Genomic DNA, 25,065 nt, shown 5'->3' with positions numbered 1-25,065 from the left:
CGAAGAAACTTCCAAATATAATAAAGAATAGCAATTGGTTCGCGATAGACTATCGCGAACCACTCTTTCTTTTCCACATCCCGTGAAAAGTAAGATCAATACAACACACCTGAAGAAGAAGCACGACTATTGTATGTGGCGATGACACGGGCAATTGAGCAATTGATTATGAGTTGTGATCGCTCATCCGAATTTACCAGCCGTTTGGAGACAGTATTAGGTAAAGTGGCAGTAATTTGATTGTGTTTATCTTTCATTCTTAGAGGAAACCAAGCGTAGGCGGTAGCCCGTCGCAGACATCGCTCCTGTTGAATTCACCAACCGCTTGGAGACAGTATTAGGTAAAGTTGCGACCAAAGTAATTTAATTGGTAGCAGAGCGATCGCCTACAGGGGACGGGTACACCATTGCACATTGACTATGTATTTTCTAGTACATTACTAGCCAGTTGTAGCGTTCGCGCAGCGTCTCCAAGAGTTGCGATGACCGAGGGCTGTAAATTCGCTACTGGGTTATTCTACAGCGTTGGGTCAACTTAGGCGATTTGTGGTTGATATCTCATTTAAACGGCAATTCAGAGAGTTGTGATGCCAAATTGCCAGAACTTTTGAACATGGCATCGTCACTTCAACTTTTTCTTAGAGGAAAGAATGGGAGCGTAGTTTACCGCCGCAGGCATCGCCCCTCCCGTTCTTAGAGGAAAAGTAGAGTGTGCGTAGTTTGTAGAGTGTGCGTAGTTTACCGCAGTTCGGCATACTTCTCTTCTTAGGCTGCGCCAACGACTGCGCTCAGTACAAGAAGTTCACTGACCACCGTAGGCGATCACAGATCAAACACCAGAGCTTATAGAACAGGGCGAATCTGCTTCCTTGTCAAAATAATTGTCAATAATTTGACTCGTTCAATTTTTCAAAACTTTAACATCCCTTATTTCTCAACCTTCAGCAAATCTGGTTTCTTAGAAGAGGGGTATCTACTGAATCCATCTAAACTTTACCAGTTTTAGTTTTGTTGCTATTTACAAATCGTAACATTGCGTAAATACCACCCAAGTTCATTGATGGTAACTGCTGATCGCTTTGTCGTAAACAAGTTGGCAATTGTATTCTGCTGTTTCTTCGCGTTCGTACAGTCACCTCGAACCGCAGCCACATAGCCAAGTATACCCCAGGGGAAATAATTCGGATCGCATGGTTTAGTTCCACATTGCCCTGTCGCCCAAGTCGGCGCATTCTTGTTCAGATAGGCGTATCCTGCGGTGTAATGAGTCGTCGATGCGTTGTCTGGTACAGCATAAACTTGTGGAAAGACTTGAGATACAACATCTGGATAAAATGTGCTTCCCGGAAGACCACTAATATCCGAAACCAGGAAGGCATTGACGCTACTGTTCCACAAAGTGTTGTGAACGCATTGAGAAACGGAATTTGCAAAACTTTGATAATACTTAGAGTCGGAATCACCTAGTCTCGATAGCAAGGAAGAAAAATCTGCTATACCCTTATAATTCTCAGTGTTATCCTGTAGATATCCAGTTGAATTATCCGTTGAGGAATTTGGGGATTGTTTTTGATAGACCCGGACGCAGAAATTCGATTTCACCTGGGTTACAAGGTTATTATAGGCAATCCCTTTCAATGTTGTTAGGTTGCTCTTAGCCCAATTTGTATCATTCGTTGCCTGGACGTATGCCCATACTAGAGACAAAAATGTTGCTGCGTAGGCATCATCGCTGTCTGCGTTGTGAAGGATGTAGCCAGTATTTTGGCTCCAATCGCCATTGGGAGCCTCTACATCCTTGATAACATAGCTTGGACGCACAAGATTCTTAATATAGGCATCCAAATAAGCTTTCACATTAGCTTTGACCGTCAAAGAAGAGTTGCTTTTAATATGTGCGACCAAGCCAAGATTCGCAAAATACCATTGTAGTAGTCCGGCAGGAGCAATTTGGTAGCCTCCGGCATAAGAACCTGAAGTAATTCTCAAAGCTTCAATAGCGCCATCAGCATCTAACGAAGCCGCTACAGATGGAAATGGGATGCTAAATGTAGAAGCAGAATTAGGTATAGGCTTAGGATTCTGACTAAAATTTTTAGTAACCTGATGTGCTACCACTGCTGTCAGCAAACCTACTCCTCCCAAACCAAGCCATTTCAAAAAATCCCTACGGCTGATTAACCCAGAAGTAGGATTAGACGATTTCGCAAAACTCGGCTGGTGAATTGGTGGTTTAATTGCTATTCCTAATTTTCGTAATCCCTTAAACCACCAATAATATCTTTTCTGTGTTTGGAGTGAGCGACTAAACTCATCTGATACCCTCATACCAAGTACAGATTCTCCTTTCATAAAGGTGAGAAAAACATAATCCCGTAATTGACTATTTTCCGAAGCTTTTTTAGATACTAAATAAAGGATTGGATCTACTAAATTCGGTAATAATCTATGATACTGTTTTGCTATTTCTAATTGAAATTTATTTGCCGAACCTTGAATAGCCGTAATTAGTAAGTTTTGCAGAGCAGTCCTAATTATCTGCTGTTGTTCTTGGCTAAATGTTGTAATCAGATAAACACGCAACCAATCTGGCATATAACCAGAACGCAACCACGGTAAACGAGCCAAATCAGTCAATGAACACACCTCTATTAGCGATGCTCCCGACTCTGATTTGAGAACATTACCCAGATATATAGTGATATTCCAATGCAACTCTGGAAAAACCGCACAAGCACTCAGCCAATAAAAGCTATCCTTACCAAGATATTTCTCCAGCGATTCCAACATTAGATTAATCTGCTCAGTCGGAGGCGAATTACGTTCTATCCAGAGTTCAGGTTGTATACGCAAAGAATCTGGTAGGGGTATTTGTATTTCTTCCGAAAGAAAATAAGTTGCGACTCCCCAACGCAGTCTTTGACTTAGCACCCGCAACCCTTTAATTGTTGCGGGTAAAATAATAAACTGTTGTGCAAGTTCTAATTCCCGATATCCCCAGTTTTCCGCAGGTGTGGGTGTTAAAAATGCACGATTCTCCCAGTTTATCAACTGATTTACCCAAGGTTCTAATTCCCCACTAATAGAGCTAAAAAAATTCTCTGTATCTGAGATAATAACAAGACTATGTTGACTATATTTTGATGTAATTTCTCTTAGTCTTAATGGGAAACCTTCATCAGTATGGGGAAAACACATTCGGGGATCATCATCGAAAAAATAGATAGTAATAAATACGCCTTCCTGTTGCAAACGCTCAATTATCTCTTCCACAAACTTAGCTTGATGATCTCGATAGCTGGCGCGGTTCACAAGAAATAGATATTCAGGAAGAATTTGGTAAGTACGATAGATTGGGGTTAGCCATCCACCCTGCTTAAGAGTTGCATCAATTGTTTTGTCGACATCAAGTTCATTAGAAGGGATACGAATTCGATACCTTAAACTCCGAGCAATTTGCAATAATACAATGTTAGGAATTAAGTTATCCTCAAATCCAGTCAGGGAAATTTTTTGTAGCTCCGGCTGTTGCGTCATATTATGACGTTGCAGAAATAAGTTAGCACGCCAAATCCACCAGATCCGCCACAAAAGAAATGCAACATAGACTGTTAGCAAAGGTAGCAGTATTTGTAGCGGTATTTGCCAATTAAATGGCGAGTTTGGAGAGGGTTTGGTACTGGGTTTTAGATTGAATTGTCTTGGGTGTACAGTTGGAAGAGTCTTTGGTTGTATCGGAGGTGGCAAAATTGAGGTTGGTGATTTTGTTGGTATTGGGAGTGGTTTGATGACAGACTTATTCTCTGTCGAAGATGGGAATAAGAGAATAGATAGAAAAATAAATATTGAAATGAAAAATATTAGACCTTGTATCTCAGATGAGAGAACGCGTTCTGTTTCTAGTTCATCTGAAAGTGCTTCGGCTTCTACATCTACTTTCCCTGTTGAAAGATGAATTCGGCTGTATAATTGAAGCCAACGGTCAAAACGCTGTTGAAAGTCTTCTTGTTCAGTTGGTGAACTGCAAAAAATCGGCCCCAGAAAATTCCTCAGATGCTCTGGACTATCTAAGGTTTCCCCTTGAGCAATCAACATCAATATGAGATCCTGGGCTGCAATGTACTGAGATATACCAATCTTGTAACCTGCTTCCCTCAACTCATCGATGAACTCTATCAAAACATCGGGATTTAGCCAATCTAGGTTATTTTTGTCTGTTCCTGTATCCACTGTTCTACAATTTTTTTAGCTTTTTCTTGATCTTCAGCGGTTTTGATTAAGCTACTCAGAGTCGCAAAAACCACTTCTGCTTGAATTAAAGCATTTTCTGATTCATTGGTGAATTTTTGTAAAGTTATCAACCAGCCCAATAATTCAGCCGTTGCAGGTTTTTTCCTTAAACCACTTTGGGTAGAACGTAACCTGTAAAATAAATCCAGGGCTGCTTGTAAAAATGGACTACTGCTACCTGGATTCATCCCCAAACGATTAGCAACAATCTGGGACAGTCGCTCAACTTTCGGAAAGGGAATATTGTAATAAACACAACGCCTTAGAAAAGCATCTGGTAAATCTTTTTCCGAATTACTACTAATAATTACAATGGGTTGTAATGTTGGCTCTGCGGCAACTTTTTCATTTTCTAACTCCGAAATGCGAAAATACATCAATTCCAATTCATTGAGTAAATCATTTGGAAAGTCACGGGGTGCTTTATCAATTTCATCAATTAAAACTACAGAACGTACTTGATGAGCATGTAGAGTATCTGATGGTAATAAATGCTTCACTGATTCTGGCTCTCTAGTTCGTAAAATTGCCAGTCCTAAAGCTTGGTAATTAATATAATCTAAGAATTTAGTTGAGATAACCCCACTCTGCACATCTTGGAAACGTTTTAAAGCATCATAAGTATAGAATAGTTCACGGGCTATGCTAGTGGACTTAGTTTCAAACTTCAAGGGCTGGTCAAGTCCAAGTTCCCATGCCAGACTGTAAGCTAGTTGAGTTTTACCCGTCCCTGGTTCTCCAGTAATCAGTAGCGGTTGTCCTAATAACAGCGCCACATTACACGCATCTTTCAACCCGGAATCTGCAATATAATTCCCTGGATTGAGTAATTGAGAACGTGGAGAAGTTGGCAAAGTTACTGGTAAATCAAATTGTTTACGGTTTCCATCACCGGAATAAAACGGGTATTTCATGATGATTTACCCTGTACGGCTATCAGCAATTTCACTAGTTTAGATAATTCTTCCGCTAAATAAGACATGGGAATTGTATCAGACGATGTTTGCTCTTCCCAATAGTCAAACATCTCTCCCACTTTTTGAATTAATGGTTCAATCATGGCTTCACCCACAAACTGTTTAGTATCTTCACAACGTACCCAATTCTCAACTTCTCCCTGATTGATTCCTGATAATTCTGGTAGAACAATTATTGATTGCGACTGAATATAATTCATATTTGAATTGGATAAAACCTGGAGATATTTACGAATTTTGTTATTAGTTTTCTGATATCGATATTGCTTTAAAAAACCAAGTTTAAGATTAAATAATAACTTTAACCAGAGGTTTTTATAACTTTTTTTGCGTTTAATTTTATATCTAATTAATATGCAAATAATTAATCTTTGGCTGGTAATTATTCTATGTAAATCATGGCAAAACTCCAACAGTTTATTTAAACTATCTAATCCTTGTTTATGTAAATCTTCAGTAAGTAAATAGGTATGAACTATGACTGGATGATGATGTTTGCTTAAGGCAATATTCATTAATTCTGGGGAATATAAGCTGTTTTTCAAAACAACATCTGCCAAATTTTTACATAACTGCTTGCTTAGATTATGCAAATCTTTTGATTTGGAAGGCCATTCCAGAAGATATTCATGAAGAATCGGTTCTTGCGGGTCTAAGTTTAGCCATTTAGGAAGAAAAACCTTTCGCATTCTTTCTAAAAAATTGTTATGACATTGGAGCTCATCACCATGAATAATGCAAACTAGATGAGTTGGTGAATCTTGCCTCAAAAAGTTTGAAAATACCTCACTTAGTTGTGCTTCCTGCTCCCGACGGTTGGCTAAATAGGGTAGGAGATATGGAACTTCCTTTTGAAATTGATCCGAGCGTGTCTGGTAACTACTTGCACCACTTGGCTGGAAAATGACATTCTGGATCTGGGCATTTTGGAAATTTACAGCTTGTCCGTTATCAATTTTGCCAATAGTCTGCCCTCGATTGTGACCGACTTCCTGCTCAATTTGATTACTTGGCTCAGGTTCTTCAATCATTAGTTATTAGATTATTGCATCATTAAATCAGTTATCAGTTATCAGTTACCAGTTATCACAGTAACAGGTAGGGGATTTGACCTAACTGTTACCTACCACTTGTGAGAAGTTGGGGACTTTAACCCAAGATAAATACATCACTGATAACTGTTTACTGTTCACTGTTCACTGTTAAAGTTTGACATCTCCCTGAACGCTACCAATGCTACCAATGTTTTTGGCTTGGCTATTCTGCATCTGTCCAATCATTTGTCCCTCAACAGTACCTGCCGTTTGCTGAATTTGAACACCGCCTGTACTAACTCCATCAAAGTCTTTGAGGATTTCAGAAATAAATTCTGCAAGCACCTGGTCTTTTTGAAAAAGTGCTTCTAGTTCTTCTTGAAGTGCGGCTTTCCAAACTTCACTATCCGGTTTTTCTGCCAGCTTTGTAGCTGCGATATTGGCTGCTGCTTCTGCTTCTACTTGAGGACACAATTTTGTCCAGATTGCTTTGGCTTTATCCCAAGTATCTTGACCTAGCTTGGTAGCAGCTCCACTTAATGCAGGCTCTGCAACTTTTTTCAATAGATAGGGTAGACACGGTGCTAGGAAAGACGTAAATATTGCTACATCCATATTTGGGAAATTTAATATATTACAACTAAGTTTAGGTAGCTAATAAATATCACAATTTCTTATGTGAAAACAAGCTGACGATATTCGTTTAACTGCACGAAAGCAATCGCAACAGGCGACTAAAGCGTTGAATAAGCAGGTGAAACAGGCTCTGGAGAAAAAAAACCATTGATTTGCGATGCGATCGCTAGCTGTTGAACCACCCAAGGAGAATGCCCAAGAATGTCTGCGGCTCATGGGCATGGCTTTGAAGAATCTCGCCAGTGCCATGAACAATACCCAAGCGCTCGAAGCTGCTGCAATAATCCTGGGGAGTGAACTCCTGTGGGAATTAATACTTATAAAGAATTAATTCCAAACCCTGATTCCCTAGAATCACTAGTTGATTTAGCACTTGGGCAGTGGTTGGCAAGAATCTAAATTTGGATAGGCTTTGCTTTTTGCGATCGCCCCAATTCTTAGAGGAAACCCCAAGCCCAAGCAGACGTAGCCTGTCGCAGGCGATCGCCCCCACCCCGTTCTTAGAGGAAACTTCGAGCGACGCCGAATAGCCCATCGCAGACATCGCCCCTCATTCTTAGAGGAAACCTCAAATTACACTTTTTATGGCTACTCTAATTCCCTCATTCAATAGCTGTTCAATGCGAATAACCTCCGGCGAACCGACTATCGACAGTTACGGCCAAGCCAGTAGCGGCGTTGAGCCAGAATAAATTCAATCACTGATGGAATGGCTGTTTGCAAGTCTCTTGAATGTCGGTTACTTTTAACTTGATGAAACGCTTAGAAGTGAAATGATAGTGATCGCTATGCTAGAGCATCACACCAAAATTCCACATTTGGTAATTTCTTATGAACATTTATTGCAAAAATGTATTTTTTCTGACATTGATTTTATTCTTTTGTATGCCAGCAGTAGCCAGTATGAATAATAAAATTATTAGTCAGAGTGATATACAAGAACTAAAAAAAGATAATCGCCAAAACAAAAATGATATAACTTTTCAAGTCTGTGGGGAATCAAATAGTTGGGTACGTCCAACAGCAGCAGAACAAAAAAGACATCTCGCCAATTTAAATGGTAGGTATTCTTCAGAAATAATTGAAAAATTAGGGGGAGATTATTGGAAGTATAATATCTTTGCCTTTACTGAGTATCCAGGTGGTAGTGGTACTTATGATATTGTACAGCTTGCTGGATTTTGGCAGCCCCATAACGTTAAGTCTCCTGCTAAGTGTGAAAATTATGTAACTGAACTAGGTGCAGGCAAAATAGCAAGAGTTTGGACTAAATATCATAAAGTAGTCAGTATTAAATGGGTGAATAATCGCTATGTTATGCAAGTAAAGACAATAAAAAAAGGTAGACAAATAATTCAATTTCCACGTCAAGAAAGCTTGAATTCACTGCCACTAACAGTTGTCAACGAACACGGTCAAAATGTATCAGTACTATATTAATAAATAATTTCCCGAATAAGTGAAGAGGAAAATTGTCTTTTAAGCGATCGCGGCTCCATTCCAGCGATGAAATATAAGCTAATGTGCCATAAAGGCTCCTGTTGCCAAACAATACGACCCATAGCAAGGAAGTTGACCCAAATTACGGGGCTAACCAAAGATAAACCACTCCAGACAGACTCCTAAGTGAGAAGAGTTCATGGCAGTTTGGGGGGATTAGTTCTCTTGGAAAGTGAGCGTAGGCGCAGCCCGTCGTAGACATCGCCCTAATCAAGCGAGGAAAACTCAACAGTGATCGCTCCTCAGAATTTACCAACCGTTTAGAGACAGCATTAGGTAAAGTGGCAGCCAAAGTAATTTGATTGGTAGCAGAGCGATCGCATCTATTACCCTATAAGCCATTTTCCTCTAAGAATTTTTCTTTGGTTGATGGGAGGGCAATTCGGTTCTGGAAGTGGGGGGCGATCGCACTTACTCAACTTGTAGGATTCTGGCGTTTAACAGGTTTGGGTTTAGGAATTGGGGTAGTATTTGTAGTAAGTGTCAAGTTTTCAACGGCTTGGGCAATTGCTTGTACTTGCATTGGTGTTAAACAATCAGGAGAACTATTTATCATCTGTAGCAGTGCAGGAATACCTTGTAAAACTGGAACTGAGCAATCATTCGTTCCTATCCATTTAGCAATTGGAAAGACTACTGGAGCCGCAACAAACCTATCATGAAGGTTAGGTATTAAAGAAATAATCCACTGACTAAACATTTTTTGATGGTAAACACTTTGAGAAGTCGGACTATTGTCAACTACTACCCAGTTGTTACCCTCGCGTCGTTTCCATTTATCTTTGTAGGCACTAAATGACCCTTTCCAAGTTTTGACTTCTACTAAAAAAACACCACCCTCACCGATAATTAGATGGTCTATTTCTGTTAGAGAGTTTGAGTTAGTAGGGATTAAAGCATTATTAAATATCACCCATGTATCGGGGAAAGATTGCAAAAGTAGCGATACTCCCCATTCCCCCATATTACCTTTGAATTTATTTGTGGCTTGGTTAACTTCAAACATGAATGAACCCAACCCACCCAAAAAGCCATCACCTAATGTTTCATGAATTTCTTGATGTTTGGTAGATTTTTTGGTGTCGATTTTTTGTTGGAATGCTGCCCTAAGTGAGGGTGATTGTTGAAGAGTTCTCATACAAATTTTGGTAACATTTATCAGTAACCGCCATTTTTATAGTTCCCAGAGTTGGAAGGCGATCGCTTGAATGAAAGCGAGGAAAACCCAAGCGATCGCGCCCCACCCCGTTCTTAGAGGAAACCCCAGGCAGGCGTAGCCCGTCGCAGACATCGCTACTTTGTTGCCACAGAATGAAATTTACTTTCCTCCTCGTCTTTCACTAGCTGCTCGACCACCGCAACGACTGCCATCACTAGCGGTATCGTTGGGTGTATTGCAAATTCCGGTTGAAGTGCCTCCACCAGAACCACCAGAAAATCTGTTGTAGCTAGCACCACCATAGCTGCTATTACTTGAGGGGGATGTAGAAACAGAGGAAGGTGTAGAAACAGAGGGGGATGTAGAAACAGAGGAAGGTGTAGAAACAAAACCACACAGACGAGTTAAATCAAAGGTGTTCGGGGTATTTGTTTCGGCATAACAAATCAAACTGTTATTTGACACAGTAGGATAAAGACTCTTATAGAGCGCTTGTTCAAAACCTGGTTGAGTTTGTGCAACAGCAGAACCAGCAAGCATAACAATCGAAATAGTAGATGTAGCACCAAAAACTAGCGGTTTACAACGCATACCAAAAATATTGTAAGGTTTCTGTTTCTTTTCTATGACTTCAGTGCATGATGCTGTAGCAGAGAATACACTGAACTATAAGTAAAGATTTGGGATGCTAAATCAACCAGATCCACAGAGAAAACGCGATCGCCCCAATTCTTAGAGGAAAAAAGAGCGATGCCTACGGCGGGAAACTACGCACATTTAATATGTGATTTATAGTACATTGTTAGCCAGTTGTAGCGTACCCCTACGGGGAAGCAAGCTACGCGCAGCGTCTCGTAGCGAAGCGATGACCAAGGGCTGTGAGTTGGCTGCTCTCGTTATTTTACAGCGTTGGGTCAACAACTGGCGATTTGTGGTTGTTGTGTTCTATTGATATCTCATTTAAACTGCAATTCAAAGACAAGTGATGCCAAATTGCCAGAACTTTTGAACATGGCACTGTCACTTCAACTTTTACAAGCAAGGAAAAAAGACATACAGCTATGAAATTTACACAAAATTTCGCTTCAGCCAAGCGGCGTTATGGCTTGCTTAAAGCATTGACTCTAGGTTTTTTCTTGTTGGCATCCGTAATGCCCCCTGTTCTAGCCAACGAGAGCGAAAAATCCACAACTTTCGACAGCACAACCACGCTCCAAACCATACTCACCAGCAATCATCGCTCCACTGCAAATCGTGACCGAGACAAGTACCGCCACCCAGCCCAGACTCTTGAATTCTTCGGTCTACGCTCGAACATGACCGTGGTTGAATTATGGCCGGGTAGCGGGTGGTATACCGAGATTATCGCCCCGTTTCTAGCATCCAAAGGATAACTCATAGTTACTAACTTTGCTTCTAGCACGAGTAAACCGGCTTTGGCTTTCCAGCAGAAGCTAGCAGATGATCCAAAGATTTGTGGAAGACAGGAGGCAACCACCTCTTAACCCCTCAAAATGATTATCATTATTATTTAAATGTGGACTCTTGATTTTTGTTGAGTAATTTATTCTTTGGAAGTCCCTAACCTACGCCACCACCAGCCAATCACACACCACAGACGTACAACCGCCCTGAAAATTAACCCAGACCTGCCACTGCCCCACTCTCATCATCAGCATCGTCGGTTTCCTTTTTAGTAATTTTAAAGATAAGTATTATGTTTTACACAAATATAAATAGACACCGTATGATTTTGATTGGTGAAAAGTAGGTTTTTCAGTAGGATAATGTAATGCGCTTACCGACTCGACAGCAACGACACCAACAATTAATAGAGCAATATGTCCTATCGCGCCGTACCATGCTAGCTCTATTAGGTCTAGCTTGTACTCCTGGCTTGGAAAACTTAGTCAAAGGCGATACTCCCTCTTCAAAGCCAAGTCCTCCTGCCAATCCACAGATCCCAGCTTTACCACAACATGAAGCACTGACAAGCCAGCAAGAGCGTCAACAGCAGTTAGAACAAACACGTCAACAATATCAGATCGCATTGCGGCTACCGACTTCTGTCCGTGTGGCAACTTTACCAGCCCAAGAGGTTTTTTCTGAAGGGTATAACAAGAATCGAGTAATTTTGTCAGAGAAAATAGTAGCAAATCAACAGGCATTTTTCAAGAATCCTCAGTTATTTCTCAGGCTGGAAGACTATGCTGCGGTTTTTCCAGTTTTGCCTTTACCAGATATCGCCAAGACTTTCCGAAGTGATGCCAAATTCACGCAACAGCGGCTTTCTGGCCCCAATCCAATGGAATTAACCAACGTCTTGGCACTGAATTATAGCCTGACTCAAAAACTGGGAATAACGGATGAGATTTTTCAAACTGTGCTGAGAAAGGTATACAGAAAAGGGTACGTTAGAGAAACTCTCAAAAGTGCTATTAAAAATGGCAATCTGTTTGTCACCGATTATGCATTACTTGATAGTGATACCGTTATTGGGCAACCGAATAAATTTCTCACTGCCCCAATTGCCCTCTATTATGCCGATCGCAATCGCAGGGATTCGTGCTTAATTCCTATTGCCATTCAACTAGGACAAATTCCCAGAATAAGTCTGCTTTGCACACCGATGGATGGAGTTGACTGGACTTTGGCGAAACTGATTGCTCAGATGGCTGATTTTTATGTTCATGAGTTAGTACGTCACTTAGGGCAGACTCATCTGGCTTTAGAACCAATTGCACTAGCTACTGTTCGTGAACTAGCAGTTCGCCATCCCGTGAATGTGCTACTAAAACCCCACTTTGAATTCACAATGGCAATCAATGCCGTTGCAGACCAGGTATTGATTAATCCTGGAGGATTAGTAGATATCATTTTAGGAGGCACCCTTGAAAGCTCACGCAACCTTGCAAATCAAGGTGTTAGCGAAGTTTTTAACAACTTCAGTAGCTTTGCTCTTCCGACTAATTTACGCCAGCGCGGTGTCGATGACCGTTCTGTACTGGGAGATTTTCCCTATCGTGATGATGGGTTGCTAGTCTGGAAAGCCTTAGAAGAATATGTTAGTCAATATGTGGGAATTTACTACAAATCCAACCGAGATATTCGTGAGGATTTTGAACTCCAAAATTGGATACAAGCTTTACAAAGACCCATTAGTGAGAAAGGTTTTGGTGTAGCTTCTCTACCGCCCCGTCTGACTAACCGTGATCAGTTGATTGATTTACTGACACAGATCATTTTTACTGCTGGCCCACAACACTCAGCTATTGCCTGGATTCAATACCAATACATGGCTTTTATTCCGAATATGCCAGGAGCTATCTACCAGGTTATTCCAACTATCAAAGGAATCATCCGGGACGAGAATAGCCTTACTAGTTTCCTACCTGGCGTTGAGGCAACATTCGCCCAGGTTAACGTCATGGCAGTGATTGGCACCAAGCAAGATCCCAAGGCATTTACAGATTTCGGTGTGAATAGTTTTCAAGACTTTCGAGCTATTGATGTTCTAAGACGCTTGAAAGACCGTCTCAAAGGTTTAGAAAAACTTATCGAACAACGCAATCAACACCGAAAGGAATGTTATCCGGGCTTTTTACCCTCCCGTATGGCTAACAGTACAAGTGGATAAGCTTCTTCTGGGCGATCAAAATAACCAACTGTTATTGGTTGACGATTAACTTCAAACCAGGCATTTCTTTGCAAGAAAATATCAAAACTGGCTATATGTCTCTTGATGGGGTAATTGGTACTGTGGAGAAAGTCGGCTTCAAGTTGGTGGGCAAATCAGAGATTAACGCCAACCCAAAGGATACTAAGGACTATCCAGGTGGAGTCTGGACACTACCTCCAATCTTGAGCGAAGGTCAAAAGGATAGGCAACGCTTCCTCGCCATTGGGAAGAGCGATGTCTAGCGATGGGCTACGCTTACGCATGATCCTCAAGTTCGTAAAACCCAAAGCCCCCTAATTAGATATGTGCAATCGCCTGCCTCTATCTTGCTGAGGCAAACGCGCTCATTGCGGCATTCAAGCGACCTAACAGTGTGTCTTGTAGAGAGGAAAAATCAAGAGCGACACCGGACAGCCCGTCGTAAACATTGCCCTTCAGAATTTACCAGCTGCTTGGAGACAGCATTAGGCAAAGGTCGCAGTTAAAGCAACATGATTCTTAGAGGAAAAAAGAGCGATGCCTACGGCGGTAAACTACGCACATTTACTATGTATTTTCTAGTACATTACTAACCAGTTGTGGCGTACCCCTGTGGGGAAGCAAGCTACGCGCAGCGTCTCCAAGAGTTGCGATGACCGAGCGCGGTGAGTAGGCTGCTGAGTTATTCTACAGCGTTGGGTCAACAACTGGCGATTTATGGCTGTCGTGTTGATATTTTATTAAAACTGCAAAATACAGAGTTGTGATGCCAAATTGCCAGAACTTTTGAACATGGCACCGTCACTTCAACTTTTACAAGCGTTCATAGCGCAGATCAGTGCAATAATTAACTGTATTTAAATCTGTACGATAAGAGAAATTACAGTTATGGGTTGGTTACAAAGACTGTTTGGACTTGAAAAACCAGAAGATGCTCAAGTTAACCCAGATCCGACTCTAATTGCTGACAATTCCGAATCGGGAGAAACTATTCCTCTGGAACGAGTCGGACTAAATGGAGAATATGACCAAAGTGGTTTAGCAAAAAGAGTCGCCTTAGCTTTTGACGAAGACTCGCAATTTGATGAGATTGATTCTGTCTATGTTGCTCAGTTAGGAAGTAGCGTAGTTTTAAAGGGAGAAGTAGCAACACAAGAGATATTGGCACAATTGGTGGAGACTGCCAGGGGGGTAAGTGGTGCTAGTGATGTGCAGAGTGATGAAGTCAGTATCGGCTAAAATATTGGGAATTAAATATATTTAGGATGAGGAGCAAGAATTAATGGCAATGAACAATCAACTTAAACCTCGTCAATTAAGCATGGTACTGACGTTATTTACAGTGCTAATCCTAAGTAGTTGTGCGAAGAAACCTGAAGAATCTACTAGTACTACGCCTCAAACACCAACTGCTGTTGCTCCAGCTAGTCCTGCCTTTAGTACAGCAGCTAGTCCTATCCCTGGAAATACAACTTCTAGCTCTAAGAAGCCAGCATCGGCGGGGAATAAAACAGCAGTTTTAACAGCAGCACAAAATCTAGGGGTGAAACCACAAAACCAAACAACTTGCCCAAGTGATGCACAGGTAAAAGGCAAGATTACGAATAAGAGAGGCAACATTTATCACGTACCCAAAACCTTAGATTATGAAAAAGTGAAGCCGGATATTTGTTTTAAAGATGCGAATACAGCACAAAAAGCTGGTTTCCGTGCGCCTAAGTGATCTAAACAGGGCAAAGGCAGTTGTTTTAAAACTGACCAAATCAATACATCCAGCTTTGGCTCCTGCTCATCACCCTACCAATTCGCGATCGCTCCTCAGAATTTACCAGTCGTTTGGAGACAGTATTAGGCAAAGTAGCAGCCAAAGTAATTTAATTGGTAGTTGCTCCCGGCGTAGCCCCCAATCAAGCAAGGAAATTCCAAGCGACGCCGATAGCGTTCGCGCAGCGTCTCGTAGAGAAGTGTTAGCGAGTCTTGCCTACGGCACGCTGGCGCGAACGAGCGTCATAGCCCGTCGCAGACATCGCACCCCAAGCACTACCGATTCTGCTAAAATCGCCTCTGCCAGCACGTCAATTTTGAGGCAATGCTATGTTTGCTACGCCCCGCCGTTGGCGTTCTCCCATTCTTGAGATTCAAGCGAGGAAAGTTGAGTTATTGAGTTTTCCTCTTAGAAATTTTGCAGTATTACTTTATACAGATATTTCAGCTTTAAAATATGAAGCAGTTTCATTCTGGGCATAGCGTCAATTCTTGGGATACTGCATAAAAAATATGTGTGATTCTGACACAACATTGACATTTTAATGACATATCTAAAAAGTACACAGTCAATTATATTTTTAAAAAATCCCCATAATTTCTGTCTAGTAACTGCGCTGGTCACAAATCTGATATTGCTTAATCAAGTATTGTCATTGGTCATCTGTCCTTTGAAATACAAATGACTAATGACTAATGACAACCTCAAGAGTAAATATACAATCTTATTTGCGTAACAGCTTATGAAAGCGATCGCTGGTAATAGTCAACCGCATCTACGCATCAGATTAAAACATCAACAGGTTTCAAACATCATTTAAGCAAGGAGAATAAGATGGCTAACACAAATAATCTTACAGTTGTGAGTGGGAAGGCTCCTGCGATCATCGATCCCCTGACTGGTAGCACTAATCCAAACACTGCTCAGATATTGAACGTTACTGGTCAAGGAGAAGTCACCGTTCCCACTACTTTAACTGAGGTGCAATTGGGGATTCAAGTAGACGGAAAAACCGCAACCGAAGTTCAACAAGAAACTGCTCAACGTTCAACAGCAGTAGTTGATGTGCTGCAAAAGCTTGGGGCGCAACAACTTCAAACTACATCTATTCAACTAAATCCCGTCTATAGCTATAAAGATAATACTCAAACCCTAACTGGCTTTACAGGACTCAACACACTTCAGTTTGAGTTACCAACGGCTCGAGCTGGGGCAGCAATTGACACAGCTATCCAAGCAGGCGCGAATCTAATACAGAATATAAGCTTCACTGCCTCAGACCAAGCATTGCAGCAGGCACGTTTGCAGGTTCTTAGCGAAGCGGTTAAAGACGCCCAAGCTCAGGCTGGGGCTGTTTTTAATACCTTAAAGTTAACCCCAGGAAAGATTATTGACATTAATATTAAGTCAGCTGACAATCCTAACCCATCTCCTTTGGTGTTTAATGCAACAAGGAACGCTGCAAGAATTGCTACAACTCCTATAATTGGTGGCACTCAGACGATAAAAAGTAGTGTTTCTCTAGATATCGCTTATTCTCCAAATTCAGTAGCTACTCTCGATCTAGCTACTCATAATCTCACAAGTGCGAGTAAGCCGACTTTTGCGATCATCGATCCCCTGACTGGTAGAACTAATCCAAACACTGCTCAGATATTGAACGTTACTGGTCAAGGAGAAGTCACCGTTCCCACTACTTTAACTGAGGTGCAATTGGGGATTCAAGTAGACGGAAAAACCGCAACCGAAGTTCAACAAGAAACTGCTCAACGTTCAACAGCAGTAGTTGATGTGCTGCAAAAGCTTGGGGCGCAACAACTTCAAACTACATCTATTCAACTAAATCCCGTCTATAGCTATAAAGATAATACTCAAACCCTAACTGGCTTTACAGGACTCAACACACTTCAGTTTGAGTTACCAACGGCTCGAGCTGGGGCAGCAATTGACACAGCTATCCAAGCAGGCGCGAATCTAATACAGAATATAAGCTTTACTGCCTCAGACAAAGCATTGCAGCAAGCACGTTTGCAGGTTCTTAGCGAAGCGGTTAAAGACGCTCAAGCTCAGGCTGGGGCTGTTTTTAACACCTTAAAGTTAACCCCAGGAAAGATTATTGACATTAATATTAAGTCAGCTGACAATCCTAACCCATCTCCTTTGGTGTTTAATGTAGCAGATAAAGCTTTTGCAACAGGTACTAAAACTCCTTTAATTGGTGGCACTCAGACGATAGAAGGTAGTGTTTCTCTAGATATCGCTTATTCTCCAAATTCAGCAGGTACTCTCGATCTAGCTCTTAATGGATTGCAGCGATCGCTTGCCGGATAAAAGAGGTGGCAACGCCTGAGTCGCTAGCATCTCCTGCTGCCAGTCCTACGCTCCACCCAATCAAGCGAACGCGAGTAGCGCGTCTCGTAGAGAGGAAAACGGGAGAGCGTAGACGCAGCCCCTTAAAGTAGACATCGCATACAAAAGAGCTTGGTCATATCACAACCAAGCTCTTAGCTATCTCAATCAATTATTGTCGGTAGAGTAGTCTCATCAGAACTAATTAGGCAGTAGGAAGTTCAAGATTAACCTTGACAACTTTGTTCTTTTCTTGCTCGGTTTTTGGCAGTGTTAGATTCAAAATGCCGTCTTTATAATCAGCGGTGACATTGGTATTTTGAATTCGAGCAGATAGAGGAATTACACGTTGGAATTTACCATAGTAGAATTCGCTCTTAGTTGTGCCATTGTTTTCGGTTTTAGTTTGGGACTTGCGCTACTCATTTACTTAAGATTTTCATAGTCTTTCGTTAAGATACCTTGAATAAATTGAGGGTTAATCATCTCAATCAAGTTACGGCATCTTAACTTACGGAGGATAAGTGAGCAGATATTTAAAATTCAATGGGATAAACAAAGCACTTGAGTGGCTATGGCAGACTTTGAGACATAAGTTACTCATGCGCCTATCCATTGTGGTGCTGGTGACTTTTTTCTTCAGCTTAACTGTACATTCTATAGTGGCTAAAACCGTATCAAGCACACCACACCCTAAAGTGATTTTGATTTCCCTGGATGGGGCAACACCAGATTTTGTCGAACAGTATCTTAAAGAAGGTGTGCTGAGTCGAAGACAGGGATTGGGACTTCTGAAAAGGGAAGGAGTTTATGCAGAGCGAAACATCACTTGTAGTGCATCCCTAACAGCGGCTTGTCATATAGCAATTGGTACAGGTTCAACCGCAGCTCGCAATGACATTAACAGTAACACATTCCACTTGGTTGCTAGTCCCTTTACTTCTAATATCAGTGGTTTTGGCGCTCCCATCGGTGGTTATTCAACTTTTGGGCCTGCTGCAAGTTTACAACCTACTGCTGAACCTGTGTGGGTTGGACTCCAGCAAAATGGGAAGAAAGTTGTGGCGGCTACCTTTCCCGGTGCAGATGGAGTTGATGTGCGAGTACCGGGTTTAGCCAATAGCCCAATTATTCAACCTGCCAGCAGAAGAACTGTATCGTACACAGTTCCCTTTGGTGCTTTTGCTGGGGTAGGTGCGAGTGGTTTTAGTTTAACCGCCGCTAACTTTAGTCCGGCTTCTAGCAAAATAGTTAGTCAACTCAATAATGCCGGAAGAGTTTCCTATAGCCCGATTCAGCAAGCTGCTTTAAACGATCGCTTTACTGTTGGTGGCGTTAGCTATGATATCCAAGTTGCGGCATTAGATACAAGTAATGATCGCAAGACTAACTATGATACCCTAGTCTTCTTTGATGCTCAAATTGGTATTCCAGCCGGGCCTTTTAGTTTACCTGCAACTGGCCCTGCCTATGTCAAAGCGGGCGATCGCCGTTCTAGTCTATTTTACTTAGAAGGTAGTTCCAACCAGGCAGGAGCAGCATTTTACGTCAGTAATCTTGCCCCTGACCTGAACATTGTGCGGATTGCCCGTTATTCTGCGAATGCGATTCCTCAAAATCCAGCAGCACAAACTAGTGTTAATGATATTCACAGGAACGTTGGCTTCTGGGTTCCTCAGTCTGATTTTCGGATTTCAGAACGCCTTAGCCCTGGATTTACAACTTTCCCCGACAGTGAACTAGAAGCTATTTACGAAGACCAAGTTCAACTTTTTGTAGACTATCAAACTCGACTGGCATTGAGAGCAATCAACCAAAACCCTGATGCAGATTTAGTCATGGTTTATATTGAACAACCAGATGGATCGGAACACCAGTTTCTATTGACTGATTCTCGCCAGCCCAGTGACCCCACAAATCCATCCTCTATTGGCGTAGGACAAGATCAAGCCAAAGTCACTCGATATAGAAGCTATCTAGAGACAGCTTACCGGGCTGCTGATAATGCTGTAGAACGCATCATTAACGCAGTAGGTACAAATCGCCAAGGTCAACCTAATAGTAACATTATAGTTGTTTCTGACCACGGTTTTTCTGTCTTCCATACAGAAGTTAATCTCAATAACTACCTTGCAAGTAAAGGTTTTGACTTAACTAGAGTCCGTGCCGTGACATCAGGGCCAGCCGCCAACATATATATCAATCTTCAAGGGCGTGAACCCAACGGCGTTGTCACTCGTGCTGAATATGTAAAGGAGCAACAACAAATCATCACAGCTTTGCGAGAATTAGTAGACACCAATCCTAACTATGTCCTCCGACGACAAAAAAAGGCAGTTTTTGACCAGATATACCCTCGTCCCCTACCAACTAATTTAAACGACCCAAGTTTTGGATTGGGTACAAGTGAATTTGTTGGTCAAGATACTGGTGATGTCTTTGCAATCATGGGTGAAGGATATAACTTTGACGGAAGACAAACTCCGGCTGTAACTCGTTTAGGCGACGCGGATAATTCAGTTTTTTCCGTGCCTAACTTCTATGGGGCACATGGCTACGATCCCAACATCCCTAATCTCAGTGCCATTTTCTATGCCGCAGGCCCCGACATCAAGCGCCGTGGCAATATCGGCACAATTCGCAATATCGATATAGCCCCCACTATCAACAGTTTACTAGGTGTTCCCTCTGCCCCAACTGTTCAGGGAAAAGCTCTCAAGATTAGAAAGTAACTACTTCGTTATTCTTAGAGTGCTGACTTCTCCACCGCCTGGGATGCTGGGTCAAACTACTATTCAGTAGCTTGACCGCTCCCAATCAAGCGTTCACGTAGTGTCCGCACCAGAGGAAAAAAGAGCGATGTCTACTGCGATCGCACTCTTGTAATCACTATCACCCATATTCAACAATTGCAATAAACAGTTCAGTTTAGTAGAGTGTCACCCCACTGTTGTAAGCGTTCACGAAACTGGTATAGTCGTACTCGACTTGAGTTGCATAGTCTAGAGCAAAGTTAACAATCTCATCTTTGAATACAGCCTTGTTAACACTGGTGATATCAGTCACTTCCTTGTCAACACTGTAAGGAACAATGGTAGCATCGTAATCTTTATCAGAGATAGCATGGTTTTTAGCAACGACCTTACCTGCATATCCCATCGCATCCATGAATTTTGATTTAGTGGTTAGTAAGGTATAGTCAAAGTCCACCTGGTAAGGGGATTTTTCATGCAGCATAAAGGGGATACCACTGACTGTAGTGTAGCCAACCAAGGGGTCAGTATTAGAGAGCATCGCTTTGGTGGCGATTGTCACCCTCGCTCCTTCATGATTTCCATAGACTGAACTTGGTAGTAAACCGGGAACTGCGATCGCCACGGCGCTACTGCCTTCTTGTTTCATCTCCAAAATGCGATCATCGTCGGTTGCTGAAGTTGGGCCCTCAATCAGCAAGTAATACCGATACTTACCAAGACTACCAGTACCGGAACCTAATTTGAGACGAATGTCCTTCAGGGTGTAGTAACTATTGCTGTAACGCTTACTGCTAGGAACTGAAGCAATGTAGCTGCTCATCGCCCCAGTAATATTTGAGTAGGTGCTGCTGGATACAGGCTGGAGTTCAGAGGTTGTCTGAAAAACTCGATTGCTACTACTAAGCAGCGTGTACTTATTTAGCAAACTAGAGCGGCTGTTGTTTGCTGCCTGTTGAATTAAATCCTTGACCACACCGTTGGTATTGCTCTCTTGCAAACGGTATGATAGCTCGTCGTTAGTCCCCTTAAAGTCGCTCATTTTGTTGAGATAAGCATCCAGGAAATTTCGGACAATATCTTGAGCATCACTGGAGCTTAGACCGTTCTCTTTGGCTGCTAAGAGAATCGAGACTGCCATCCGTCGCAAATCCCAAACGTAGGGGCCAAGATAACCTTCATCAAAGTCAGTGGTATCAAAGACGTTATTATCGTTGCCATCTCTCATTCCCCCAAGATTTTGCAGATGCATATCCCCCTCTAACCAAATGGCATCAGTAGAGGAATTGACAAATCCTGAACTCGGTAATGTTTGCATATCACGATAAAAGATGTGAGCCGTCCCTCGATAGAAGGCGAAGGGGCTAGCTGCCATCTTTTGCATTTTCGTTGCCAGTTCTTGGGGCAATTGAGAATCATATGGATGGTTGTATTGGTAAATTTCATTTTCCACCCAAGTTGAACGGGGAGTTGCAGCAACAGATGTAAATGCAGACCCCAAATTTAAAATAAAGACGGTGACGATTGCAGATATGTGTTTGAGCATGAAAGTTTCTTAGATGGTAAAGAAATTAACTCTTGCTGGACTCTTGTGTAGACACAACCATCCAACAACAATTCTTTTACCACCTTGAGTCAGAACTTATAAAGTGATTTAAAGCACAATGTAACAACTATTCATAGCTAGTAAAAAGATTGCTATCAAGAATTTTACGCTGCCCCCAATCAAGCGAACGCGAGTAGCGTCTCGTAGAGAGGAAAAAAGAGCGTAGGCGTAAAGCCTGCGGCATAGCTACGCTTAAGGCGTAGCCTCTCCAAGAGTTGCCCGCCTTCTCTACGAGACGCTCCGCGAACGGCATCGCTTTGCAGTAAGGCGATCGCTAACGCCAAATCTTTCCTTTTTTTCCTCTAAGAAATTTTCGAGTATCCATTCACACAAACTATACTTATGTTTAAGAGATATTGATGTTAATAGTTCCCGTTAGAGTGTTGAGAAGTGGTTACGTCTCTTTTAATCAAAAATTAACCAAAATTTATCAAGATTATTTTTTGTTTAAGTATATGTTTCTAAGTGGCGTTCCATAAATTCTTTACTACTGTTTATCATGAGAATTCGTAAAACTTTGGTTGGATTGACAATTGGTGTACTTTCGACAGTGAGCATTTTGGATATTTGGAACATCCAAAAAGTGAAGGCTGATTCTGTAATTGATACTAATTCTAAACAGGCTGTTTGCAGAAATTTTGTCACTGGCACATACCTGACGACAATTAAAGATGCTTATGGAAAGTTTGCCTCACGTTCGCTGATCACTCTTACTGAAGAAGGCAACTTGATTAGTAGTGACTCAAACCAAGGTGGTGTTTCAGGTCAGTTTGATCCTTTTACCACTTCTCAAGGTACTTGGGTGTGTAATGGAAATAGGGAGATTACAGCTAGGGGACTCAACTTTAGCCTCTCAAACAAGGGCGGTAGTGGTATTGCAAGAAGTGATTTTAAAGCTAGTTTTAATCCGATAACTCAAACGGTGCAAGGGACAATTGAGCTTCGTCTGTTTGATCTAAAAAGTAATCCACTACAAGGTAATGGAAAAAATGGAGGGTCATTCTTCTTTACAGGTCAGCTTGTCACCGCTAGATAGTTCGATTTCATTAATCCAATAAGGATAAGGGCGACAGTGTTGTTGATACTGTCGCTTGTTAAGGGAGATGTCAGGAAATGGATCTTCTTGGTATGCGTAGGCGTAGCCCGTCGCTAGACATCGCTCCCGATCCTCTAAGAAACCTTTATAGGGCGTAGTTTACCGCCGCAGGCATCGCTCCTCATCCTCCACTATCAGTTTCTCCATCACCAAGTAATGTTTTTCTCGCTCCTTCAATTCGGTAATTGCACTCTTCAAGGTAATATGCAGCAGCTCCAATATCTTCAAAAATATCATTCCACCTGGGGTGGTCTGTTGGGAATAGGTTTACCAATTTCTCTGCAATTTGGCTTATTTCTTGCTTAATTTCTAGCAGTTTATTACTGTTGTCCATCTTTTTATTCACCAACTCTTATATAAATTTAGGAGCATAATTAACACTCCCAAAATATTAAGATTTTTTACCTTTTGTCTTTTTTATGAAACTGATGATTTCTTCAAGGGGGACGTTGCGCGATCGCATATCTTCAATTAATGGAATCGCTCCTACTGGCACACTTCCAATACTCCGCCCCTTCCACTCTCCATCTATCTTTTCCTCCCAGTTAAAGCCCCACCTCCAATGCTGAGGATTACTAGGCTCTCTGTGTCCGATTACACGGGGGTAAGAAGCGATGCTTCCATTTTTCAACTTCTTATTCTCAATATATCTATACAGACATCCCCTGCGCTGTCTGCCTTTGAGCTTTTGTACAGCTTTGGGCTGCGGCTCAGTTTCCTCTAAGAAATTTTCGGGTGTCCATCCACACACACCGCAATCATCATTTAATGTGAGTAATTCCTGTTGGCAGGCTGGACAGCTGACTAAGGTAGACGATTCTGTTAAGTGCGATCGCTGCGACTCTAGGATCGAGAAGATTTCCTGCTGCCTGTCGCATTCTTCTAACAGTTCCATCGCGGCTCTTGACTCCGAGGGGTCTAGCCAGGAGTCCGGGATTTCGTACCACTGACAAAGGATAACCGGGTTTAATACCTCGCCTTTGTTTATTAAACCTAACTTCTTCAGTTCTGCTTCTTGCTTGGTCTGTCCAGGAGGCCGCCCTTTCCCACTGAGGCTTAAGGCTCCGGGCGACGGCAACCAGCAGTAATCTTTCTCTAATGTAGGGGCTGGCAAAGTGGCCGCTTCCGATAGTAATCCATTCCGCATCGTACCCGAAGAGGTCAAGGGTACTGACCACGCCTCTGAAATATGAGCCTGTGGGTTGTCCTGGGTAATTGGGGCAGGTAATGAGTCCTGAGACGTTTTCAATGGCTGCGAACTTGGGTTGCAATTCTCCAATGGTTCCAAGGACGGCGGGGAAACAGTCTCTTTCATCTGCGCCTCCGAGTCGTTGGCCTTCTGTGGAGAACGGGGGGCAGGGTGGGGAAGCTGTAAGCAAATCGATTCTTCCTGGGTGCATATAGTAGCCAAGTCTTTGTCTTGCAAGTCTTGGGATATCTCGCACGTTTCCGTAGTTGTATATATCGGGATATCGCAGTTTGAGGATGCCTGAGCAGTAATCGTCAATCTCTGCGGTTCCGATAAGTTTAAATCCATGCTTGAGTCCTGCGTAACAGAAACCGGCTCCAACTCCTGAGCAGAGGTCAAGTTGTGTGAGTTGCATTCTGTCTCTCTCTTTTCCTCTAAGAATTTCATGTTATTGAGCCAAGATTCATCACAGTGAACCTTTCGCCCGTTGTCCCACTGAATTGTGTATGGCTTTTTTCCGCCGTTTCTGATTTTGATTAAGGTGCAGCAGTGGTTGGTAGAATGTCTGGACTCAAAGCGATCTCCTACGGTAAAGCTTGCTGCGCCTACTTGCAAGGAGCTAACTTCATAACTTCCACCAGAACTTTTAACTTTAGTCCCCACCCTAACTGAATAAATAAGTGTTTGGTTCATAGCTCATCACTCAAGATTCTTAATAATTCCATAGGACTTGTCAAAAAACACTGTTGCTGTACCCGTTTCACCGTGCCGTGCCTTAGCCATAATTAGTTCTAAGATTCCCTGGTCTGGAGTATCTGGGTTGTAGTACTCATCCCGGTAAGCAAGTATTATGTTATCTGCAACCATCTCTAGAATTCCCGATTGGCTAAGGTCGCTCATCATTGGGCGCTTGTTTTGCCTGCCCTCAACTCCTCTAGAGATTTGCGACAGTGCCAACACCTGACTTTTCACGGGATGTGGAAAAGGGGATTGGTTCGCGATAGCTCATCGCGAACCAATCCTTTGGACTTAAGATGATTTGCGTCCTTTAAT

General features: G+C 42.2%; 23 protein-coding genes and 3 pseudogenes. 12 read left to right on the top strand and 14 right to left on the bottom strand.

Annotated elements, in window-relative coordinates:
• The first annotated feature begins 135 nt into the window (after positions 1-135).
• Positions 136-240, top strand: coding sequence for a hypothetical protein (locus tag V7K48_RS01870; RefSeq protein ID WP_335069073.1), 105 nt, complete (start codon positions 136-138; stop codon positions 238-240).
• Between the two features lie 774 nt (positions 241-1,014).
• Here V7K48_RS01870 and V7K48_RS01865 read toward each other — a convergent pair.
• From V7K48_RS01865 to V7K48_RS01850, 4 genes are all read right to left on the bottom strand, one after another.
• Positions 1,015-4,230, bottom strand: coding sequence for a hypothetical protein (locus tag V7K48_RS01865; protein WP_335069071.1), 3,216 nt, complete (start codon positions 4,228-4,230; stop codon positions 1,015-1,017).
• Positions 4,200-5,204 (bottom strand): AAA family ATPase, encoded by a 1,005-nt coding sequence (locus V7K48_RS01860; protein ID WP_335069069.1) that lies wholly within the window; start codon positions 5,202-5,204, stop codon positions 4,200-4,202. The genes V7K48_RS01865 and V7K48_RS01860 overlap by 31 nt, the downstream gene beginning before the upstream one ends.
• Positions 5,201-6,298 (bottom strand): hypothetical protein, encoded by a 1,098-nt coding sequence (locus tag V7K48_RS01855; protein WP_335069067.1) that lies wholly within the window; start codon positions 6,296-6,298, stop codon positions 5,201-5,203. The genes V7K48_RS01860 and V7K48_RS01855 overlap by 4 nt, the downstream gene beginning before the upstream one ends.
• Positions 6,299-6,469: 171 nt before the next feature.
• Complete coding sequence (locus V7K48_RS01850) at positions 6,470-6,865, bottom strand: hypothetical protein (protein ID WP_335069065.1); 396 nt, start codon at positions 6,863-6,865, stop codon at positions 6,470-6,472.
• A 157-nt stretch (positions 6,866-7,022) separates the two neighbouring features.
• Here V7K48_RS01850 and V7K48_RS01845 point away from each other — a divergent pair.
• Positions 7,023-7,235, top strand: a pseudogene (locus V7K48_RS01845) (hypothetical protein); the annotation flags it as partial.
• Positions 7,236-7,247: 12 nt separating this feature from the next.
• On the opposite strand, the gene V7K48_RS01840 reads toward V7K48_RS01845, so the two are convergent.
• Positions 7,248-7,481, bottom strand: coding sequence for a hypothetical protein (locus tag V7K48_RS01840; protein ID WP_335069063.1), 234 nt, complete (start codon positions 7,479-7,481; stop codon positions 7,248-7,250).
• 359 nt (positions 7,482-7,840) lie between these two features.
• Between V7K48_RS01840 and V7K48_RS01835 the strand changes: the two genes are divergently transcribed.
• Positions 7,841-8,377: a hypothetical protein gene (locus V7K48_RS01835; RefSeq protein WP_335069061.1), complete on the top strand. Its 537-nt coding sequence runs from the start codon at positions 7,841-7,843 to the stop codon at positions 8,375-8,377.
• On the opposite strand, the gene V7K48_RS01830 is transcribed toward V7K48_RS01835, so the two are convergent.
• From V7K48_RS01830 to V7K48_RS01820, 3 genes are all read right to left on the bottom strand, one after another.
• On the bottom strand, positions 8,374-8,535 hold the full coding sequence (locus tag V7K48_RS01830; protein WP_335069059.1) for a hypothetical protein: 162 nt from the start codon (positions 8,533-8,535) through the stop codon (positions 8,374-8,376). The two genes, V7K48_RS01835 and V7K48_RS01830, sit on opposite strands and share 4 nt — an antisense overlap.
• Before the next feature lie 317 nt (positions 8,536-8,852).
• Complete coding sequence (locus tag V7K48_RS01825; RefSeq protein WP_335069057.1) at positions 8,853-9,575, bottom strand: nuclease-related domain-containing protein; 723 nt, start codon at positions 9,573-9,575, stop codon at positions 8,853-8,855.
• Positions 9,576-9,755: 180 nt separating this feature from the next.
• Positions 9,756-10,187, bottom strand: a complete 432-nt coding sequence (locus tag V7K48_RS01820; protein WP_335069055.1) for a hypothetical protein — start codon at positions 10,185-10,187, stop codon at positions 9,756-9,758.
• Positions 10,188-10,657: 470 nt separating this feature from the next.
• Between V7K48_RS01820 and V7K48_RS01815 the strand changes: the two genes are divergently transcribed.
• The 7 genes from V7K48_RS01815 to V7K48_RS01785 all read left to right on the top strand — a co-directional run bounded on the left by V7K48_RS01815 (position 10,658) and on the right by V7K48_RS01785 (position 17,350).
• A complete protein-coding gene (locus tag V7K48_RS01815; RefSeq protein WP_335069053.1) occupies positions 10,658-10,990 on the top strand; it encodes a hypothetical protein in 333 nt (110 codons plus the stop codon).
• A 398-nt stretch (positions 10,991-11,388) separates the two neighbouring features.
• A complete protein-coding gene (locus tag V7K48_RS01810; protein WP_335069051.1) occupies positions 11,389-13,233 on the top strand; it encodes a lipoxygenase family protein in 1,845 nt (614 codons plus the stop codon).
• A 38-nt stretch (positions 13,234-13,271) separates the two neighbouring features.
• Positions 13,272-13,517, top strand: a complete 246-nt coding sequence (locus V7K48_RS01805) for a hypothetical protein (protein ID WP_335069049.1) — start codon at positions 13,272-13,274, stop codon at positions 13,515-13,517.
• A gap of 625 nt (positions 13,518-14,142) precedes the next feature.
• Positions 14,143-14,493 (top strand): phospholipid-binding protein, encoded by a 351-nt coding sequence (locus tag V7K48_RS01800; RefSeq protein ID WP_335069047.1) that lies wholly within the window; start codon positions 14,143-14,145, stop codon positions 14,491-14,493.
• Positions 14,494-14,536: 43 nt separating this feature from the next.
• On the top strand, positions 14,537-14,977 hold the full coding sequence (locus tag V7K48_RS01795; protein WP_335069045.1) for a sunset domain-containing protein: 441 nt from the start codon (positions 14,537-14,539) through the stop codon (positions 14,975-14,977).
• Entirely contained in the window at positions 14,934-15,389 is a 456-nt protein-coding gene (locus V7K48_RS01790) for a hypothetical protein (protein WP_335069043.1), read from the top strand. The genes V7K48_RS01795 and V7K48_RS01790 overlap by 44 nt, the downstream gene beginning before the upstream one ends.
• A gap of 464 nt (positions 15,390-15,853) precedes the next feature.
• Complete coding sequence (locus V7K48_RS01785; RefSeq protein WP_335069041.1) at positions 15,854-17,350, top strand: SIMPL domain-containing protein; 1,497 nt, start codon at positions 15,854-15,856, stop codon at positions 17,348-17,350.
• A 223-nt stretch (positions 17,351-17,573) separates the two neighbouring features.
• On the opposite strand, the pseudogene V7K48_RS01780 reads toward V7K48_RS01785, so the two are convergent.
• Positions 17,574-17,786 (bottom strand): annotated as a pseudogene (locus V7K48_RS01780) (Hsp20/alpha crystallin family protein); the annotation flags it as partial.
• A gap of 184 nt (positions 17,787-17,970) precedes the next feature.
• Here V7K48_RS01780 and V7K48_RS01775 point away from each other — a divergent pair.
• On the top strand, positions 17,971-20,100 hold the full coding sequence (locus tag V7K48_RS01775) for an alkaline phosphatase family protein (RefSeq protein WP_335069039.1): 2,130 nt from the start codon (positions 17,971-17,973) through the stop codon (positions 20,098-20,100).
• A 196-nt stretch (positions 20,101-20,296) separates the two neighbouring features.
• Here V7K48_RS01775 and V7K48_RS01770 read toward each other — a convergent pair whose 3' ends face one another.
• Positions 20,297-21,667 (bottom strand): DUF2252 domain-containing protein, encoded by a 1,371-nt coding sequence (locus V7K48_RS01770; RefSeq protein WP_335069037.1) that lies wholly within the window; start codon positions 21,665-21,667, stop codon positions 20,297-20,299.
• A gap of 559 nt (positions 21,668-22,226) precedes the next feature.
• On the opposite strand from V7K48_RS01770, the gene V7K48_RS01765 reads away from it, so the two are divergent.
• Positions 22,227-22,763, top strand: a complete 537-nt coding sequence (locus tag V7K48_RS01765) for a hypothetical protein (protein WP_335069035.1) — start codon at positions 22,227-22,229, stop codon at positions 22,761-22,763.
• Positions 22,764-22,944: 181 nt separating this feature from the next.
• On the opposite strand, the gene V7K48_RS01760 is transcribed toward V7K48_RS01765, so the two are convergent.
• From V7K48_RS01760 to V7K48_RS01750, 4 genes and pseudogenes are all read right to left on the bottom strand, one after another.
• The gene (locus tag V7K48_RS01760; RefSeq protein WP_335069033.1) at positions 22,945-23,172 is read right to left on the bottom strand and encodes a hypothetical protein; all 228 of its coding nucleotides are present in this window, start codon (positions 23,170-23,172) and stop codon (positions 22,945-22,947) included.
• A 42-nt stretch (positions 23,173-23,214) separates the two neighbouring features.
• Complete coding sequence (locus V7K48_RS34825) at positions 23,215-23,574, bottom strand: hypothetical protein (RefSeq protein ID WP_442949394.1); 360 nt, start codon at positions 23,572-23,574, stop codon at positions 23,215-23,217.
• 10 nt (positions 23,575-23,584) lie between these two features.
• Positions 23,585-24,427 carry a DNA cytosine methyltransferase gene (locus V7K48_RS34820; protein WP_442949393.1) on the bottom strand — a complete coding sequence of 281 codons (843 nt, stop codon included), beginning with the start codon at positions 24,425-24,427 and terminating at the stop codon, positions 23,585-23,587.
• Between the two features lie 284 nt (positions 24,428-24,711).
• Positions 24,712-24,972 (bottom strand): annotated as a pseudogene (locus tag V7K48_RS01750) (DnaB-like helicase C-terminal domain-containing protein); the annotation flags it as partial.
• Positions 24,973-25,065: the final 93 nt, after the last annotated feature.

This window comes from Nostoc sp. (assembly GCF_036919615.1).
Lineage (GTDB): Bacteria > Cyanobacteriota > Cyanobacteriia > Cyanobacteriales > Nostocaceae > Nostoc.
Note: the sequence above shows the minus strand (reverse complement) of the source record. Positions and strands in the feature narration are given on the sequence as shown.

Excerpts from the sequence above, each read along its gene's own strand:
- V7K48_RS34820 (WP_442949393.1), bottom strand. The coding sequence starts at position 24,427 with ATGCAACTCACACAACTTGACCTCTGCTCAGGAGTTGGAGCCGGTTTC.
- V7K48_RS01785 (WP_335069041.1), top strand. The coding sequence starts at position 15,854 with ATGGCTAACACAAATAATCTTACAGTTGTGAGTGGGAAGGCTCCTGCG.
- V7K48_RS01795 (WP_335069045.1), top strand. The coding sequence starts at position 14,537 with ATGGCAATGAACAATCAACTTAAACCTCGTCAATTAAGCATGGTACTG.
- V7K48_RS01800 (WP_335069047.1), top strand. The coding sequence starts at position 14,143 with ATGGGTTGGTTACAAAGACTGTTTGGACTTGAAAAACCAGAAGATGCT.
- V7K48_RS01765 (WP_335069035.1), top strand. The coding sequence starts at position 22,227 with ATGAGAATTCGTAAAACTTTGGTTGGATTGACAATTGGTGTACTTTCG.
- V7K48_RS01825 (WP_335069057.1), bottom strand. The coding sequence starts at position 9,575 with ATGAGAACTCTTCAACAATCACCCTCACTTAGGGCAGCATTCCAACAA.
- V7K48_RS01840 (WP_335069063.1), bottom strand. The coding sequence starts at position 7,481 with ATGTCTGCGATGGGCTATTCGGCGTCGCTCGAAGTTTCCTCTAAGAAC.
- V7K48_RS01775 (WP_335069039.1), top strand. The coding sequence starts at position 17,971 with ATGCGCCTATCCATTGTGGTGCTGGTGACTTTTTTCTTCAGCTTAACT.
- V7K48_RS01810 (WP_335069051.1), top strand. The coding sequence starts at position 11,389 with ATGCGCTTACCGACTCGACAGCAACGACACCAACAATTAATAGAGCAA.
- V7K48_RS01770 (WP_335069037.1), bottom strand. The coding sequence starts at position 21,667 with ATGCTCAAACACATATCTGCAATCGTCACCGTCTTTATTTTAAATTTG.
- V7K48_RS01790 (WP_335069043.1), top strand. The coding sequence starts at position 14,934 with ATGCGAATACAGCACAAAAAGCTGGTTTCCGTGCGCCTAAGTGATCTA.
- V7K48_RS01860 (WP_335069069.1), bottom strand. The coding sequence starts at position 5,204 with ATGAAATACCCGTTTTATTCCGGTGATGGAAACCGTAAACAATTTGAT.
- V7K48_RS01835 (WP_335069061.1), top strand. The coding sequence starts at position 7,841 with ATGAATAATAAAATTATTAGTCAGAGTGATATACAAGAACTAAAAAAA.
- V7K48_RS01855 (WP_335069067.1), bottom strand. The coding sequence starts at position 6,298 with ATGATTGAAGAACCTGAGCCAAGTAATCAAATTGAGCAGGAAGTCGGT.
- V7K48_RS01820 (WP_335069055.1), bottom strand. The coding sequence starts at position 10,187 with ATGCGTTGTAAACCGCTAGTTTTTGGTGCTACATCTACTATTTCGATT.
- V7K48_RS01815 (WP_335069053.1), top strand. The coding sequence starts at position 10,658 with ATGAAATTTACACAAAATTTCGCTTCAGCCAAGCGGCGTTATGGCTTG.